We start from the raw sequence: 16,569 nt of genomic DNA, 5'->3' as shown, positions 1-16,569 counted from the left end.
TCGCACCCCGCGCGCCGCGTTCCAGCCAGTGTGGCTGCGGGATACTGGCGCGGTGAGTGACGAGGAATCCCTGCTGGCGGTGGAGCGCGAGGTCGCGTTGATGTTCCGGCGGGGCCGGGCCAGAGTGGCGGAGCTCTCACGCCGGGTGCACCCCGAGCTGGAGGGGATGGCCTACAGCATGCTCGGCTACATCGAGCAGGCCGGGCGGGTGCGGGTGACGGACGTCGGCGTGCACTTCGCGGTCGGCAAGGCCACGGTGAGCCGGCAGATCCGGGCGCTGGAGGAGCTGGGCCTGGTGGCCCGGGAGACGGATCCGCTGGACCGTCGGGCCGCGCTGGTCTCGCTGACCGAGGACGGGCGGCGGCGCTACCTGGCGGCCCGGGACGTCCGGATGCGGCGGGTGCGGGAGCTGCTGGGCAGCTGGTCGCCGGAGGACGTGGACCGCTTCGCGGTGCTGCTGCACCGCTTCAACGACGTGATCGGGGAGCCTCCGGCGGAGTGACCGGGGGCCGGGCCGCGGGGCGGGGGCCGGTCCGCGGCGGCCGGGACCGGGTCCGGGGCGGTGGCCGGGGCGGTGGTCGGGGCGAGGACTTTACTTGGGCTTGAAGAAAGTTGCCTTAGTCAACCATCGGGCCTATGGTTGCGTAAGGCAACGATTTTTTCCTGCCCGCGCACCCCCCGCCCCCGCCCACTCCTCCCGCCGAAGGACCCAGATGACCGTCACAGCCGAGGCGACCGTCGGAGCCGCCGTCGACGATCAACCGATGACCCACCGGCAGGTGATGGAGGCGCTGTCCGGCCTGCTGCTCGGCCTCTTCGTGGCCGTGCTCTCCTCGACCGTCGTCTCCAACGCCCTGCCGCACATCCTCACCGACCTGCACGGCGGCCAGTCCGCCTACACCTGGGTGATCACCGCGGCCCTGCTGACCCTGACCGCCTCCACCCCGATCTGGGGCAAGCTCTCCGACCTCGTCAGCAAGAAGCTGCTGCTCCAGATAGCCCTGCTGATCTACATCGCCACCTCCGCCCTGGCCGGCCTCTCCCAGAACACCGCCGAGCTGATCGCCTGCCGCGCCCTCCAGGGCATCGGTGCCGGCGGTGTGGTCGCGCTGGGACAGATCTGCCTGGCCGCGATGGTCCCGCCGCGCGAGCGCGGCCGTTACAGCGGCTACTTCGGCGCGGTCTTCGCACTGGCCACCATCGGCGGACCGCTGATCGGCGGCGTCATCGTGGACACCTCGTGGCTGGGCTGGCGCTGGTGCTTCTACGTCGGCATCCCGTTCGCGCTGGCCGCGATCCTGGTGGTGCAGCGCACCCTCAAGCTGCCGGTGGTCAAGCGCAAGGCGAAGATCGACTACCTGGGCGCGCTGGTCATCACCGGCGCCGTCAGCCTGCTGATGATCTGGATCACGCTGGCCGGCACGAACTACGACTGGCTGTCCTGGCAGACCGCCGCGATGGTCGGCGGCGGCCTGCTGCTGGGCGCGCTGGCCGTGGTGATCGAGCGCCGCGCCGCCGAGCCGATCATCCCGCCGGACCTCTTCAAGTACCGCACCGTCACCCTGGCCGCGGTGGCCAGCGTGCTGGTCGGCGTCGGGATGTACGGCGCGACCACCTTCCTCAGCCAGTACTTCCAGCTGGCCCGCGCCAAGTCCCCGACCATGGCCGGCCTGATGACCCTGCCGATGATCCTCGGCCTGGCGCTCGCCTCCACCGTCGCCGGCCGGCTGATCACCAAGTACGGCAAGTGGAAGGCCTACCTGGTCGCCGGCACGGCGCTGCTCGCGATCGGCTTCGGCCTGCTCGCCACCGCCCGTGTCGACACCGACTACAAGCTGCTCTGCGTCTACATGGCGATCACCGGCATCGGCCTCGGCCTGACCAGCCAGAACCTGGTGCTCGCGGTGCAGAACACGGTGCCGCGCCACGAGCTCGGCGCGGCCAGCTCCGTGGTGACCTTCTTCCGCACCATGGGCGGCGCGATGGGCGTCTCCGCGCTCGGCGCGCTGATGAACAGCAAGGTGACCCACTACCTCGCGGAGAACCTGGCCGCCGCGCACATCCCGGCCGCGAGCGCGGCCGGCGGCGGGGGCATCCCGGACCTGCACAAGCTGCCCGCCCCGATCGTCCCGCTGGTGACGGACGCGTTCGGGCACGGCGTCGGCACCGTCTTCCTGTGGGCCGCGCCGTTCGCGGCGCTGGCCTTCGTCACGGTGCTGTTCATCCGGGAGACCGCGCTGAAGACCAGCCAGCAGGGCTGACTCCGGGCGGGGACGCGCGAACGGGCCGGGGAGTGTGGATCACACTCCCCGGCCCGTTCGGTTCGTCCCGCGCGCGGGACGGCGGGAACCGTCGGACCGCGCCCTACGGCGCGGCGATCAGGACCAGGCCGTAGACGACGGCCGCGGCGCAGAGGCCGAAGCAGGCGTAGGCGCCGGCCAGGGCCAGCCGGCCGCCGCCCGGCTCCTGGGCGGCCTCGCCCTCGCGGGCGCTCAGCGCGGCCTCGCGGCGGGACAGGGCCAGGATGCCGAGTGCGAAGACGGAGACCACGGCGACGGTGATGCCGAAGCTGGCACCGGCGGTCTGGGCCAGGGCGTTCCACTTGATGTGCATGGCGGGTGCTCCTCAGCCTGCGGCGCTCAGGCCGCGACCGTGGTCGAGGCGGGGGTGGGGGCGTTCGCGGGGGCGGCGGTGGCGGGGACTTCCACCGGGGTGACCTCGTTGACGTCGTTGACGTTGTCCGCGCCGACCGGCTGGCGGCGGGAGATCAGCCACATCGCGCCGGAGCCGGCCACCAGCACGGCGCCCACCAGGACGATGCCCCAGGTGCCCTGGCGGACCAGCAGCGCGGCACCGCCCGAGACCAGCGCGGCGGCCGGCAGGGTCAGCGCCCAGGTGTAGACCATGCGGCGCACCAGGCTCCAGCGCAGCTCGGCCTTCGGGCCGCCGAGGCCGGCGCCCATGATGCCGCCGGAGCAGACCTGGGTGGTGGAGAGGCCGAAGCCCATGTGCGAGGAGGTCAGGATGACGGTCGCGGCGGCCGACTCGGAGGCGAAGCCCTGCGGCGCCTTGATGTCGGCGAGGCCCTTGCCCATCGAGCGGATGATCCGCCAGCCGCCCATGTAGGTGCCGAGCGCGATCGCGGCGCCCGCGGAGATGATCACCCAGGTGGGCGGCAGCGCGCCGTGCGGCAGGGCGCCGACCGACACCAGGGTCAGGGTGATGATGCCCATCGTCTTCTGGGCGTCGTTGGTGCCGTGCGCGAGCGAGATCAGCGAGGACGAGAAGATCTGGCCGGTCTTGAAGCCCTTGGTGGCGGTGGCCTCGTTGCCCTTGCGGGTGATCGCGTAGGCCAGCTTGGTGGCGCCCCAGGAGGCCAGGCCGGCGACCAGCGGGGAGGCGATCGCCGGGATCAGGATCTTGGAGACGACGGTGTCGAAGTTGACGCCGTTCATGCCGACGCCGACCACGGTGGCGCCGATCAGGCCGCCGTACAGCGCGTGCGACGAGCTGGACGGGAGGCCGCGCAGCCAGGTCAGCAGGTTCCAGAGGATCGCGCCCGCCAGTGCGGCGAAGATGATCTCGGGGTGGATGCCGCTCTTCTCGTTGACGATGCCGCCGGAGATGGTGGTGGCGACCTTCACGGACAGGAACGCGCCCGCGAAGTTGAGGACGGCCGCGATGGTGACCGCGACCTTCGGCCTGAGGGCTCCCGTCGCGATGGAGGTGGCCATCGCATTGGCGGTGTCGTGGAACCCGTTGGTGAAGTCGAAGGCGAGCGCCGTGATGATCACAACGGCTACCAGGAACGAGATGTGTTCCATACCCAAACAATCGTCGTAGTTGTCGCACGGACGTTGGTGTCGTCGCGACCGTAGGTCTGTTTGGTAAACGGAAGGTGAACTGAGCCGGGAATCGTGGTTCCGCTGGTGTCCCGGCGGTGTCCGGAAGCTTTCGGAGGGGTGTCGGCGGTCGCGCTGAGCTGGACATTAGCGAAGTTCGCCCCGGTTCGCTCCGGTTTGCTGAGAGCTGTCTCACAGATCAACCGAGAATTAACCTCCCAGTCCGGATGCGCCCTGTTTCCGGTGAGTAACCCGTGGGAGGATCTGCGGGATCCGGGGACGCCGGTGACCGGCTGGGGCGGGGAGGACCAACCCATGGGTGGGGCTGCACAGCGCACTGAATCGGCAGTCGTACGGCCCTGGCTGCGGGCGGCACTGCGCTGCGGAGCCGCCCTCGCGGCCGCCGCGCTCGCCCTCCCGCTCGCCGCCCAGGCCGCGTACGCCGCCCCCGATCCGGGCTCCTCGATCACCGCGGCCAGCCCGGGCGACGACCCGCTCGCCGCCGCCAAGGCCACCCTCGGCCCGCTGCTCGACCAGCTGCACACGCTCTACCAGAGCGCCGAGACCGCCACCGAGCAGTACAACGGCGCCGTCGCCAAGGTCGCCGAGCAGCAGGCCGCGCTCACCGACCTCCAGGGTCGGCTGGACCGCCAGCAGAAGCAGGTCGACGCCGGCACCGACATCGCCTCCCAGCTCGCCGCCGCCCAGTACCGCAACGGCGCCGCCTCCGCCTACGCCGAACTGCTGCTCTCCAAGGACCCGTACGAGGCCGTCACCATCGCGGAACTGCTCACCGCCGCCAGCCGCTCGCAGTCCGAGTTCCTGGACCGGCTGAAGACCGACCGCGAGGCCCTCGCCGGCCTGACGAAGCAGACCGAGGACGCGCTCAAGACCTCCCAGACGCTGGTCACCCAGCAGGACGCCGCCAAGGCCAAGGTCGCCACCGACCTCGCCTCCGTCGAGCAGCTGGTCTCCTCGCTCACCGGCGCCCAGCGCACCGAGCTGGAGAAGCTGGAGAAGGCCAAGGCCGACGAGGCCCAGCTCCTCTTCCTCGCCTCCGGCGTCCTCGGCAAGGGCGAGCGCACCCCGTCGGTGGCCGGCCGCGCCGCTGTCGCCTTCGCGCTCGCCCAGCTCAACAAGCCGTACCTGTGGGGCGGCACGGGGCCGGACTCCTACGACTGCTCGGGCCTCACCTCGCAGGCCTGGCTGCACGCCGGGCTGCCGATCCCGCGCACCAGCCAGGAGCAGTGGGCCCAGCTCCCGCACATCGCGCTGAACCAGCTGCGCCCCGGCGACCTGGTCATCTACTTCGAGGGCGCCACGCACGTCGCGATGTACATCGGCGGCGGGCTGGTCGTCCAGGCACCCCGGCCGGGCGCCGTCATCAAGGTGTCGCCGATCGGCTCGATGCCGATCCTCGGGGCGGTGCGGCCCGACCCGTCCGGCGCGGCGGACGAGGCCGGCGGCAGCTGGAAGGTGCCCGACCTGCCCGCCGGCTGGGACGCCGTCACCCCGATCGCGCCCAGCCCGGCCAACCAGGTCCCGACCGCCCCGGCCCCCGGCACGCCCGCCAACCCGCCGGCCACCACCCCGGGCACGCCGGCCACCACCCCGGGCACGCCCGCGGACACCGGCACCGGCACGCCGTCCGGCACCGGAACGCCCACCGATCCGGGCACGCCGTCCGGCACCGGCACCACCGCCCCCGGCACGCCCACGCCGACCCCGACGCCGACCCCGACCGGGACCGGCACGGGCACCCCGACCGGGACGGGCACCCCGGCGCCGACCGGCACGGGCCCGGCGACGCCCGCCCCGACCGGCACCGGCACCCCGGGTTCCACCGGCACCAGCACCGGCACCGCCGCCGCCAGCGGCTCGGCGAGCGCCGGGGCCCCGGGCAGCGCCACCGCGACACTGCCGCTCGGCAGCAACTGAGTCACGGCGAAGGCCGCCCGGCGTCCACGGACACCGGGCGGCCTTCGCGTGCGTCACGCCGGGGCGCCGGTGTCCGGCTCGAAGCGGACGACCACGGCCTTGGAGGTCGGCGTGTTGCTGATGTCGGCGGTGGAGTCCAGCGGGACGAGCACGTTGGTCTCCGGGTAGTAGGCCGCCGCGCCGCCGCGGGCCGCCGGGTAGTGGACCACCCGGAAGTGCGGGGCGCGCCGCTCGACGCCGTCCCGCCACTCGCTCACCAGGTCGACGAAGTCGCCCTCGGCCAGGCCGAGTTCGGCGGCGTCGGCCGGGTTGACCAGGACCACCCGGCGGCCGCCCTTGATACCCCGGTAGCGGTCGTCCAGGCCGTAGACGGTGGTGTTGTACTGGTCGTGCGAGCGCAGCGTCTGCAACAGCAGGCGGCCCGGCGGGACCTCGGGGGCGGTGAGCGGGTTGACGGTGAAGTTGGCCTTCCCGGTCGCGGTGGGGAAGGTCCGGGAGTCGCGCGGGCCGTGCGGCAGGGTGAAGCCGCCGGGGCGGCGGACCTTCTCGTTGTAGTCCTCGAAGCCGGGGACGACCCGGGCGATCCGGTCCCGCAGGGTGTCGTAGTCGGTGGCGAAGTCCTCCCACGGCACGGTGTCCCCGGGGCCGAGGACGGCGCGGGCCAGCCGGCAGACGATCGCGGTCTCGGAGAGCAGGCCGGGGGCGGGCGGGCGCAGGCCGCCGCGCGAGGAGTGCACCTGGCCCATCGAGTCCTCGACGCTGACGAACTGGGCGCCGGCGCCGGTGACGTCCCGGTCGGTGCGGCCCAGGGTGGGCAGGATCAGCGCGCGGGCGCCGGTGACCACGTGCGAGCGGTTGAGCTTGGTGGAGACGTGCACGGTCAGCCGGCAGCGGCGCATCGCCGCCTCGGTGACATCGGTGTCCGGGGTGGCCGCGACGAAGTTGCCGCCCATCGCGAAGAACACTCCGACCCGGCCGTCGCGCATCGCCCGGATGGTGTCCACCGAGTCGAGGCCGTGCGCGCGCGGCGGCTCGAAGCCGAACTCCTTGCCGAGCGCGTCCAGGAAGGCCGTCGAGGGCCGCTCGAAGATGCCCATCGTCCGGTCGCCCTGGACGTTGCTGTGCCCGCGCACCGGGCAGACCCCGGCGCCCGGGCGGCCGACGTTGCCGCGCAGCAGCAGGAAGTTGACCACCTCGCGGATGGTCGGGACGGCGTGCTTGTGCTGGGTGAGGCCCATCGCCCAGCAGACGATGATCTTCCGGGAGCCCAGCACCAGTCGGCCGAGCTCCTCGATCTGCTCCCACGGCAGGCCGGTCGCGGCGAGCACCTCGGCGCGGTCGGTCGCGCCCGCCTGGGCCTCGAACTCCTCGAAGCCGTGGCAGTGTTCGGCGACGAAGGCGCGGTCGACGCCGTCCTGCTCCAGGATCGTCCGGTTGAGCGCGCGGAACAGCGCGAGGTCCCCGCCGAGGCGGATCTGCAGGAACAGGTCGGTCAGCTTGGTGCCGTGGCCGACCAGGCCGCGCGCGTGCTGCGGGTTCTTGAAGCGCTCCAGGCCGGCCTCCGGCAGCGGGTTCACGCTGACGATGGTGGCGCCGGCCCGCTTGGCGCGCTCCAGCGCGGAGAGCATCCGGGGGTGGTTGGTGCCCGGGTTCTGGCCGGCCACGATGATCAGGTCGGCCTGGTAGAGGTCCTTGAGGCTGACGCTGCCCTTGCCGACGCCGAGCGTCTCGGTGAGCGCCGAACCGGACGACTCGTGGCACATGTTGGAGCAGTCCGGCAGGTTGTTGGTGCCCAGCCGGCGGGCGAACAGCTGGTACGCGAAGGCGGCCTCGTTGCTGGTCCGCCCGGAGGTGTAGAAGGCGGCGCCGTCCGGGGTGTCCAGGGCGCGCAGCTCCTCGGCGATCAGCGCGAAGGCGTCGTCCCAGGAGACCGGCGTGTAGTGGGTGGCGCCCTCGTCGAGCAGCATCGGCTGGGTGAGGCGGCCCTGCTGGCCCAGCCAGTAGCCGGAGCGCTCGGCCAGCTCGGCGACCGGGTGGGCGGCGAAGAACTCGGCGCGGATCCGGCGCTCGGTGGCCTCCTCGGCGACGGCCTTGGCGCCGTTCTCGCAGAACTCCGCGGTGTGCGTCCTGCCCGGCTCCGGCCAGGCGCAGCCGGGGCAGTCGAAGCCGTCCGGCTGGTTGACCTTGCGCAGCGTGGCGAGGGTGCGGAGGGTGCCCATCTGCTCGGCGGCCATCCGCAGGCTGTGGCCGACCGCGGGCAGCCCGGCCGCCGCGTGCTGGGGCGCGGACACCTCGGGGGCGTCCTGCGCCGGGTCGCTCTGCGGGGCCTGCTTGGCCATGACCGCTTCTCCTCGGCTCTGCTCGTCCGGCGGCCGCGACACCGGGGCCGCCGGGCCCGCCGCTTCGGCACGGGGGCTCGGGGCCCCATCCTTCCACCCGGGTGCGGACGGGGGGAGGGGGGTCGAACGGATCTTCGGGCCCCGAACCCGCTGCCGGGCCACCCCGGGGCCCGCCTTCAGGCCCCCCTCGTCCGGCCGGAGGGCGGGCGCGGCGGTGGCGGGGTGCGCTGCCCGCACGGCGGAGCAGGGGCGGCGACTGCCGACAGCGCTAGACGGGTGCCCTGGCGGCGGCGGGCGGGCGGGGGGTCGTCGACGGGCTCCGGGGCGGCGGCCGGGAGCGCGGCCAGCGCCCGCAGCAGCGCGCGGGCGGCGGCGTCGTTCTGCCGGAATCCCGGGGAGTCGGTGCGGGGCCGGGCGAAGGCGGCGGCGGCGCGCAGGCTGGTGTGCGGGCCGAGTGCGGTGCGCCGGGGGTGCGGGGCGCCGCCCAGGGCCGGGTCGAGCAGCCGGCTGTCGCCGGGGGCGATGGTGACCAGGCCGGAGCGGTGGGTGTACTCCTCGTCGGCGACCACCTCCTCCACCAGCCGCCCGGCGCGGTGCAGTTCGCGCAGCACCGGGTCGAGGGTGCGGGTCAGCTGGTGCTTGGGCAGGTACGCCTCGACCAGGGCGGTGGCGGTGACGGTGTGGCCCGGCACGGTGTCGCCGCCGGCCCGCCAGGTGCCGGTGGCCTCGTCCCGTTCGACCCGGACGCCCGCGCCCAGGAAGTGCACGATCCCGGCCTCGGAGAGGGAGAGCAGTTGGCGCAGCCGGAAGCCGGGCGGGCCGGAGGCGAGGTAGCTGAAGTAGCCGAAGAACCATCCGTCCACCTCCTCGGCGACCGAGCGGGCGGTGAGCCGGCCGGTCGCGAGGATGCGCGGGAGCTGGCCGAACAGCGAGAGCAGGGCGAGGAAGGCGCCGAGGTCGGCGCTGTGCGCGGGGTCGGCGCGGCGGTCGGCGTCGGCGGTGACGTAGGCGCGCAGGTACTGCTGGAGCTCCTCGGCGGAGCCGAGTTCGAGGCCGGCCAGCGGGTGGTCGAGCCGTTCGAAGTCGATCCGGTCGGCCGGGTCGGGTACGGCCTCGGCGACCAGGGCGGCCAGGTCGGGGGAGTACCAGTCGTGCCGGTCGAACCGGGCCAGGAACTCCGGCCAGGGCAGCGCGGTGCGTCCGGGGTGGGCGTGGAACAGCTCGTGGTAGTGCCCGAAGGCGGTCTCCTTGGCCATCAACGGCCAGAAGTCGCGCCGGAGTTCGAGCGGACCGCCGGTGGCGAGGACGGCGTCCACGGCGGCCGCGTCGAAGTACCGGGGGAGCGGGGCGGGCGGCCCCTGGAGGCGGTAGCCGGTCTTGGAGTGGTACGGGACGCCGCGCCGGGAGCCGAGGTGCAGCACCGGTTCGCGGCCGGACGGGCGGTAGCGCAGCCCGCCCCCGGTGGGCTCGAAGCGGCCGCCGCGCCCCTCGGTGAGCAGGGCGACCAGGTCGACGGAGGCCAGGCCGAGGCCGCGCAGCACGACGTGCTCGCCGGGGGCGATGCCGTCCAGGTCGGCGTCGGCGGAGTAGGCGGGCGGGAGGTGGAAGCGGCCGTGCCGGGCGGCGAAGTCGGCGTCGGCGGCGTACCGGGGGTGCGGGGCGGAGTCGAGGTGGCCGAGGGTGAGGGCGACGTGGTCGGCGGTGAGCGTCCGGCCGGTGAGGTGGACGGTCTGCGGGCCGTCGGGCGGGCCGTCGATCCGCCGGACGGTGTCCCGGTGCACGGTGACCGTGACGTGCGGGGGCAGGTCGGCGACGGCGCGGCGGAACGCCCAGTCCAGGTAGGCGCTCTGGGCCCGGCGGGTGGGGAAGTCGGTGGGCGCGAGGGTGTCCAGTTCGGCCCGGACGGCCGGGTCGGCGACCTCCCGGTAGGGCGCGAACTCCCGCCGCCGGAGCGCCCATTCGGCCAGCGAGGGGCCCGGGCGGACCGGCCCGTCGATGGTCGAGCGCTCGTCGGTGAACATGGTGACGTCCTCGGCCATCGAGTTCATCCGCAGCAGCGGGGACTGTTCGTGGCGCCAGATCCGGCCCGCGCCGGGCGGGTGCGGGTCGACCAGGTGGACGTGCAACGGCCTTTCGGCGGGCAGGAGTTCGGCCGCGTTGGCGGCGATCCGCTCCAGCAGCCCGGTGCCCCGCGGGCCCGCGCCGACGATCACCAGAAGACTCATGCCGCCACCTCGCGCAGCCGCCGCAGGGCGGCCCGGGCCCGCTGGAGCGGGGTGGGCGGCAGGCCGTCCCGGGTGGCGCCCTTGGCGTAGTGGCGCTCGACGTAGTACTGGCCTACGGACAGCAGGGTGGTGACCACCAGGTACCAGATGGTGGCGACCACCAGCATCGGGATGACCCGGTACGACTGCAGGTAGACCAGCTGCACCGAGTAGAGCAGGTCGGAGACGGCCAGCACGCTGACGATGCTGGTGCCCTTGAGGGCGCTGATCAGCATGTTCCCGGCGGTCGGCACGATCGAGCGCATCGCCTGCGGGACGACGATCCGGCGCAGCACCCGCCACCGGCCGAGGCCGAGCGCCGAGGCGGCCTCCAACTGGCCGCGGTCGACGGACAGGATGCCGCCGCGGATCACCTCGGCGGCGTACGCGGTCTCCAGCAGGGTGAGGCCGATGACGGCGGTCAGGGTGGGGCCGATCAGGTTGACGGTCTTGACGGTGACGAACTCGGGGCCGAACGGGATGCCCAGGCCGAGGGTCGGGTAGAGCGCGCCGATGTTGAAGAAGAACAGCAGCTGCACCAGCGGCGGGGTGGAGCGGAAGATCCAGATGTAGCCCCAACCCAGCGTGCGCAGCACCGGGTTGCCGGACATCCGCATGACGGCGAGGCCGGTGCCGAGGACGAAGCCGAGGGCGAGGGTGACGGCGGTGAGCCAGAGGGTCAGGGTGAGGCCGTTGAGCACCGACCCGGCGGTGAACCAGTCGGCGACCACGTCCCACTGGAAGGCCTTGTTGCGCACCACGGAGTTGACGGCCATCGCGGCCAGCAGCAGAGCGATCCCGGCGCAGACCCACTGCCCGGGCCGGCGGCGGGCGACGATCCGGGCGCCGGGGTCGGGCGGCGGTCCGGGGCGGTCGGTGGCGCCGGCGCCGGTGGGGGCGCCGACGGGGGCTGCTGTGGAGCGGGCGGGGAGGAGGTCCTGCGGGCTGGCCATGGCGGCGGCTCCTGGCGGAGGTGCGGGCGGGCGGGAGGTACGGGTGTGGTCACGTACGGCCGTCGCACCGGCCCGTGTCCCTCAACACGGCCGGCGCTGTGCACTGCACTCCGCCGTGATCGTACGCATGCGCGATCGACGGCTGTCAAGGGTGGTCCGGGCCCCGACCGGGGCCCGGCGCGGACCGGTCGCAGGGCGACAGGAGATCGCAACAGAGCGGCAATGATGGGTGGTTGACGGACCACTTGGCAGGCTGTTCAACTTGAGGCCATGTACGCCGAGCAGCCCCTGGTCACCCGCGACCACATCGACTTCGGTCGGGTGTGGTCCGCGGCGTGTCGCGGCTGACCCGGCAGCGGGCCGCCCGTCCGGCCCTGATCTCCCGCGGGGAGCCCTCCCTCGGTCTGCCCCGCCGCGGGCCGGGACCAGCCGTCCGCAGCTGACGGCGTCCCAGGCGCACGCTGCCGTCCGACGACCGCGCACTGAACTCCGGCAGTACTCCCTCGTCCACGCCTGCCTCCCACCTCCTCCCGCCGTGCGCGCGCCGACCCCACCGTCGGCGCGCCCGCCGCGCACCCGTGTCCACGGCCGCCCCGCCCCGGCCGGCTCCGGCCTGCCCACCCGCAGTCCACCGGACTCCGCTCACCCCGAAAGGTTCCGCCATGCCCGTCGAATTCCTCGGTATCGCCGCCACCGGCGACGGCTCGGAGACCACCCCCCGCTCCACCGCAGCCTTCGACCGCGACTACACCCTGCGGCTGGCCCGGGCCCACGAGGACCACGGCTGGGACCGGGTGCTCTTCGCGTACGGCGCAGGCTCCCCGGAACCCGCGGCCGCGGCGGCCTTCCTCGCCTCGCACCTGGACCGGCTGCAGATCCTGCTGGCGCACCGGCCGAACGTCTCCTACCCGACCTTCGCCGCCAAGACCTTCGCGACCCTGGACCAGATCAGCGACGGGCGGCTGACCGTCCACTTCATCACCGGCGGCAGCGACCACGAGCAGCAGCGCGAGGGCGACTTCCTGTCCAAGGACGAGCGCTACGAGCGCACCCGCGAGTACATCGGCATCGTCAAGAAGGCGTGGACCAGCCGGGAGCCCTTCGACCACGAGGGCGCCCACTACCGCTTCAACGACTTCGTCTCCGACGTCTTCCCCGTCCAGCAGCCGCGCCCCGGGGTCTCCTTCGGCGGCTCCTCGGACGCCGCCTACGCGGCCGGCGGCGCCGAGGCGGACGTCTACTGCCTGTGGGGCGAGCCGCTGGCCCGCACCGCCGAGCAGATCGAGCGGGTGAAGGAGGCGGCCCGGGCCGCCGGGCGCACCGACGTGCCGCGGATCCAGGTGGCGTTCCGGCCGATCATCGCGCCGACCGAGGAACTGGCGTGGGAGAAGGCGCACCGGACGGTGGCCGCGATCAGGGCCCGCCGGGAGTCCGGGGAGCTCGTCCGCCGGGGCCGCCCGCGCGGCGCCGCAGCGCCCGAGGCGGTGACACCCGAGAACACCGGCTCCCAGCGGCTGATCGAGATCGCCGAGGCCGGCGAGCGCTACGACCGCGCGCTGTGGACCCCGACCGCCGCGGCCACCGGCGGGGCCGGCAACTCCAACGCCCTGGTCGGCACCCCGGAGACGGTCGCCGAGGCGCTGCTCGACTACTACGACCTCGGCGTGGACATCCTCTCCGCCCGCGGCTACCACCTGCTGGACGACGCGATCGACTTCGGCCGCCACGTCATCCCGATCGTCCGCGAGGAGGTCGCCAAGCGGGACGCCGCCAAGGCCGCGGCGGCGGCCGAGCACGCCGAGCGGACCGAGCGGGACCGGCACCAGCTGATCGCGGTGCAGGCGTGAGCGCTCCGGACCGGTGGGCCGGCCCGGCGGCCGGGTTCCGCCGGGTCACCATCGACGACCCGCTGGTCGAGCCGCTGCTGCGCGAGCTCACCCACGAGTACGTCAGCCGCTACGGCCCCGAGGCGCACCAGGAGATGACCCGCTACCCCCGGGACGCCTTCGCCGAGCCGCACGGCGTCCTGCTGCTCCTGCTGGAGGACGGCGAGCCGGTCGCCGGCGGCGCGTACAAGCGGTACGACGAGCGCACCGCCGAGCTGAAGCGGATGTGGACGCACTCCGCGCACCGCCGCCGCGGCCTGGCCCGCCGGGTGCTGGCCGAGCTGGAGCGGACGGCGGCCGCCGCCGGTTACACCCGGGTCTACCTCACCACCGGTCCGCGCCAGCCCGAGGCCAGGGGCCTCTACCTGGCGTCCGGCTACACCCCGCTGTTCGACGTCGCCGCCGATCCCCTGACCATCGGCCCGCTCCCCTTCGAGAAGCACCTGCCGGTGCTGGCTCCGACCCCCTGAAAGGCCCCCCGTGAGAAGCACCACCGTCCGCCGCCGCCTGCTCGCGGCCACCGCCCTGCTGCCGGTGCTGGCGCTGGCCGCGTGCGGCTCGGACCCGAAGATCGCGGGCCCGGCGGGGGCGAGCGGGCCCGCCGCCACCGCCGTCTCCCAGGACGTCGTCTCCGGCCTCGCGAAGTCGGACGCCGCCGCCGCGCTGCTGCCCGAGGAGGTCCGCAAGGCCGGCACGCTGACCTTCGGCACGTCCTTCGGCTCGCCGCCCACCGCCTTCTACGCCGACCAGGCCACCAAGAAGCCGGCCGGGATCGACGTGGACTTCACCGACGCGGTGGCCAGGCTGCTCGGGCTGACCGTGCAGCGCCAGGAGGCCGCCTTCGAGACCATCCTGCCCGCCCTGGACAGCGGCAAGTTCGACGTCGGCACCGGCAACTTCGGGGTCACCACGGCCCGGTTGAAGACCATCGACTTCGTCACCTACATCGACGACGGCCAGGGCTTCGCCGTCCGCAAGGACAACCAGGCCGTCCAGCCGGTCACCGACCTGCTCCAGCTCTGCGGGCTGACCATCGGCACCGGCGCCGGCACCACCTTCGAGACCACGCTGAACGCGAAGCGCACCGCCTGCACCGACGCCGGGAAGAAGCCGTACGAGGTCAGGGCGTTCAGCGACCCCGGGGCCGTGCTCACCGGCCTCCAGCAGGGCCGGGTCGACGTCCTGATGTCCACCATCAACGGCCTGCGCTACCAGGCCGCGCAGGAGGCCTCCGGGACGCGCTTCCTCGGCGAGTTCCACCGGCTGGACGTCGGCTTCGCGTTCAAGAAGGGCTCGAAGCTCACCCCGGCCTTCCAGGCGGCGGTCAACCAGCTGATCAAGGACGGGACGTACGAGCGGATCCTCAGGAAGTGGGGGGTCGCCGAATCGGCGATCAAGGAGTCCCTGATCAGCCCGCCCGAACACCAGTGATCCCCGGGTCTGCCGAAGGAGCCCCCCGATGACCGCCAGCACCACCGCGACCTCCCAGGCCCAGGCCCAAGCCCAAGCCTCGGCCAAGGCCCGGGCCGAGCGGGCACCGGCGTCCGGACCCGATCCCGGTCCGGGCACCGGCACCGGCCCCGGCCCCGGCTTGGACCTCGACGAACTGGCCGGCCTGCGGGCCGTCCCCGCCCGGCACCCCTGGCGCTGGGGGATCGGGGTCGCCGCCCTCGTCGTGCTCGCCCAGTTCGCCCACGGCCTGGCCACCAACCCCGGCTGGGACTGGGCCACCTTCCGGGTCTACTTCACCGCCGACACGATCGTCCAGGCGGTCGGCCGCACCCTCGAACTCACCGTCTACGGCACCGGGCTGGGCTTCCTGCTGGGCGCCGTGGTGGCCGCGATGCGGCTGTCCCGCAGCGCGATCCTCCAGTCCGTCGCCTGGGCGTACGTGTGGGTGTTCCGCTCGATCCCGCTGATCGTCCAGCTGGTGTTCTGGTTCAACCTGTCGTACCTCTACAAGCGGTTCGGGATCGGCATCCCGTTCGGCCCGACCTTCGGGGACTTCGAGACGGTCGGCGTGCTGAGCGCGCTCGGCGCCGCCGTGCTCGGCCTCGGGCTGCACCAGGCCGCGTTCGCCGCCGAGATCATCCGCGGCGGCGTCATCGCGGTGGACGCCGGCCAGCGGGAGGCCGCCACCGCGCTCGGCATCCCGCGCTGGCGCCAGAGCTGGCGGATCGTGCTGCCGCAGGCGATGCGCGGCATCCTGCCGTCCGCCGCCAACGAGGTGATCTCGCTGCTCAAGGGCACCTCGGTGGTCTACGTGATGGCCATCGGCGAGCTCTTCTACCAGGCCCAGGTGGTCTACGGCCGGACCGGCCGGGTGGTGCCGCTGCTGATGGTCGCCACCGTCTGGTACGTGCTGCTGACCACGGTGCTGTCCATCGGCCAGTACTACGTCGAGCGCTACTTCGCCCGCGGCGCGCAGCGCACCCCGCCGCCCACCCCGCTCCAGCGCGCCCGGGCCTTCGTCCGGAGCCTGCCCGCCCGCACGCCGACCACCCGCACGCCGACCACCCGCGCGGCGACCGCGGGCACCACCGGAGGACGTCGATGACCACGCTCACCAGGACCGGACCGGCGGCCGCACCGATGGTGCAGGTCCGCGGGCTGCACAAGAGCTTCGGGCCGCTGGAGGTGCTGCGCGGCGTCGACCTGGACGTCCCGGCCGGCTCGGTCACCGTGGTGCTCGGCCCGTCCGGCTCCGGCAAGTCCACGCTGCTGCGCGCGATCAACCACCTGGAGAAGCTCGACGGCGGCTACGTCGCCATCGACGGCGAGCTGATCGGCTACCGGCGCTCCGGCGACCGGCTGTACGAGCTCAAGGAGCGCGAGGTGCTGCGCCAGCGCACCCACATCGGCTTCGTGTTCCAGAACTTCAACCTGTTCCCGCACCTCACCGTGCTGGAGAACCTGGTCGAGGCGCCGATCGCCGCGCTGCGCCGCCCCCGGGCCGAGGCCAGGGCGACGGCGCTGGCGCTGCTGGAGCGGGTCGGGCTGGCCGACAAGGCCGCCGCGTACCCCCGGCAGCTCTCCGGCGGCCAGCAGCAGCGGGTGGCGATCGCCCGGGCGCTGGCCCTGGAGCCGAAGGTGCTGCTGTTCGACGAGCCCACCTCGGCGCTCGACCCGGAGCTGGTCGGCGAGGTGCTGGACGTCATCAAGGACCTCGCCCGGACCGGCACCACCATGATCGTGGTCACCCACGAGATCGGCTTCGCCCGCGAGGTCGCCGACACCGTCGTCTTCATGGACGGCGGCGTGGTGGTCGAGCAGGGCCCGCCGGCCGAAGTCCTGGACCGCCCCCGGCACGAACGCACCCGGGCCTTCCTCGCCAAGGTGCTCTGAGC

13 protein-coding genes are annotated in these 16,569 nt (G+C 73.6%); 8 read left to right on the top strand and 5 right to left on the bottom strand.

The window, feature by feature from the left end; translation table 11 throughout:
• The first annotated feature begins 52 nt into the window (after positions 1–52).
• A complete protein-coding gene (locus OG556_RS12680) occupies positions 53–502 on the top strand; it encodes a MarR family winged helix-turn-helix transcriptional regulator (protein ID WP_371517154.1) in 450 nt (149 codons plus the stop codon).
• A 211-nt stretch (positions 503–713) separates the two neighbouring features.
• Positions 714–2,261: an MDR family MFS transporter gene (locus OG556_RS12675; RefSeq protein ID WP_371517153.1), complete on the top strand. Its 1,548-nt coding sequence runs from the start codon at positions 714–716 to the stop codon at positions 2,259–2,261.
• 103 nt (positions 2,262–2,364) lie between these two features.
• Here the strand turns inward: OG556_RS12675 and OG556_RS12670 are convergent, their stop codons facing one another.
• Both OG556_RS12670 and OG556_RS12665 read right to left on the bottom strand, forming a co-directional pair.
• Positions 2,365–2,613: a hypothetical protein gene (locus OG556_RS12670; protein ID WP_063347835.1), complete on the bottom strand. Its 249-nt coding sequence runs from the start codon at positions 2,611–2,613 to the stop codon at positions 2,365–2,367.
• Between the two features lie 26 nt (positions 2,614–2,639).
• Complete coding sequence (locus OG556_RS12665; RefSeq protein WP_371517152.1) at positions 2,640–3,824, bottom strand: anion permease; 1,185 nt, start codon at positions 3,822–3,824, stop codon at positions 2,640–2,642.
• 333 nt (positions 3,825–4,157) lie between these two features.
• Between OG556_RS12665 and OG556_RS12660 the strand changes: the two genes are divergently transcribed.
• Complete coding sequence (locus OG556_RS12660; RefSeq protein WP_371517151.1) at positions 4,158–5,780, top strand: NlpC/P60 family protein; 1,623 nt, start codon at positions 4,158–4,160, stop codon at positions 5,778–5,780.
• A gap of 53 nt (positions 5,781–5,833) precedes the next feature.
• Here the strand turns inward: OG556_RS12660 and OG556_RS12655 are convergent, their stop codons facing one another.
• The 3 genes from OG556_RS12655 to OG556_RS12645 form a co-directional block, all read right to left on the bottom strand.
• Positions 5,834–8,119: an FdhF/YdeP family oxidoreductase gene (locus tag OG556_RS12655; protein WP_371517149.1), complete on the bottom strand. Its 2,286-nt coding sequence runs from the start codon at positions 8,117–8,119 to the stop codon at positions 5,834–5,836.
• Positions 8,120–8,295: 176 nt separating this feature from the next.
• Positions 8,296–10,344 (bottom strand): FAD/NAD(P)-binding protein, encoded by a 2,049-nt coding sequence (locus OG556_RS12650; RefSeq protein WP_371517148.1) that lies wholly within the window; start codon positions 10,342–10,344, stop codon positions 8,296–8,298.
• Positions 10,341–11,336, bottom strand: a complete 996-nt coding sequence (locus tag OG556_RS12645) for an amino acid ABC transporter permease (protein WP_371517146.1) — start codon at positions 11,334–11,336, stop codon at positions 10,341–10,343. The genes OG556_RS12650 and OG556_RS12645 overlap by 4 nt, the downstream gene beginning before the upstream one ends.
• 662 nt (positions 11,337–11,998) lie before the next feature.
• Between OG556_RS12645 and OG556_RS12640 the strand changes: the two genes are divergently transcribed.
• The 5 genes from OG556_RS12640 to OG556_RS12620 are packed head-to-tail and all read left to right on the top strand — an operon-like array spanning position 11,999 to position 16,567.
• On the top strand, positions 11,999–13,183 hold the full coding sequence (locus tag OG556_RS12640; RefSeq protein WP_371517145.1) for an LLM class flavin-dependent oxidoreductase: 1,185 nt from the start codon (positions 11,999–12,001) through the stop codon (positions 13,181–13,183).
• Entirely contained in the window at positions 13,180–13,692 is a 513-nt protein-coding gene (locus tag OG556_RS12635; RefSeq protein ID WP_371517144.1) for a GNAT family N-acetyltransferase, read from the top strand. The genes OG556_RS12640 and OG556_RS12635 overlap by 4 nt, the downstream gene beginning before the upstream one ends.
• 10 nt (positions 13,693–13,702) lie before the next feature.
• Positions 13,703–14,653, top strand: a complete 951-nt coding sequence (locus OG556_RS12630) for an ABC transporter substrate-binding protein (protein WP_350879626.1) — start codon at positions 13,703–13,705, stop codon at positions 14,651–14,653.
• A gap of 28 nt (positions 14,654–14,681) precedes the next feature.
• Positions 14,682–15,779, top strand: a complete 1,098-nt coding sequence (locus tag OG556_RS12625) for an amino acid ABC transporter permease (RefSeq protein WP_371517143.1) — start codon at positions 14,682–14,684, stop codon at positions 15,777–15,779.
• On the top strand, positions 15,776–16,567 hold the full coding sequence (locus tag OG556_RS12620) for an amino acid ABC transporter ATP-binding protein (RefSeq protein WP_371517142.1): 792 nt from the start codon (positions 15,776–15,778) through the stop codon (positions 16,565–16,567). The genes OG556_RS12625 and OG556_RS12620 overlap by 4 nt, the downstream gene beginning before the upstream one ends.
• Positions 16,568–16,569 lie beyond the last annotated feature (2 nt).

Source organism: Kitasatospora sp. NBC_01300, assembly GCF_041435235.1.
Lineage (GTDB): Bacteria > Actinomycetota > Actinomycetes > Streptomycetales > Streptomycetaceae > Kitasatospora.
The sequence above is the reverse complement of the archived record's forward strand: the minus strand, read 5'-3'. Positions and strand labels throughout refer to the sequence as shown.

Bases quoted from the DNA above. Each gene is read 5' to 3' on its own strand.
- OG556_RS12670 (WP_063347835.1), bottom strand. From the start codon at position 2,613: ATGCACATCAAGTGGAACGCCCTGGCCCAGACCGCCGGTGCCAGCTTC.
- OG556_RS12625 (WP_371517143.1), top strand. From the start codon at position 14,682: ATGACCGCCAGCACCACCGCGACCTCCCAGGCCCAGGCCCAAGCCCAA.
- OG556_RS12675 (WP_371517153.1), top strand. From the start codon at position 714: ATGACCGTCACAGCCGAGGCGACCGTCGGAGCCGCCGTCGACGATCAA.
- OG556_RS12655 (WP_371517149.1), bottom strand. From the start codon at position 8,119: ATGGCCAAGCAGGCCCCGCAGAGCGACCCGGCGCAGGACGCCCCCGAG.
- OG556_RS12620 (WP_371517142.1), top strand. From the start codon at position 15,776: ATGACCACGCTCACCAGGACCGGACCGGCGGCCGCACCGATGGTGCAG.
- OG556_RS12665 (WP_371517152.1), bottom strand. From the start codon at position 3,824: ATGGAACACATCTCGTTCCTGGTAGCCGTTGTGATCATCACGGCGCTC.
- OG556_RS12645 (WP_371517146.1), bottom strand. From the start codon at position 11,336: ATGGCCAGCCCGCAGGACCTCCTCCCCGCCCGCTCCACAGCAGCCCCC.
- OG556_RS12660 (WP_371517151.1), top strand. From the start codon at position 4,158: ATGGGTGGGGCTGCACAGCGCACTGAATCGGCAGTCGTACGGCCCTGG.
- OG556_RS12650 (WP_371517148.1), bottom strand. From the start codon at position 10,344: ATGAGTCTTCTGGTGATCGTCGGCGCGGGCCCGCGGGGCACCGGGCTG.
- OG556_RS12640 (WP_371517145.1), top strand. From the start codon at position 11,999: ATGCCCGTCGAATTCCTCGGTATCGCCGCCACCGGCGACGGCTCGGAG.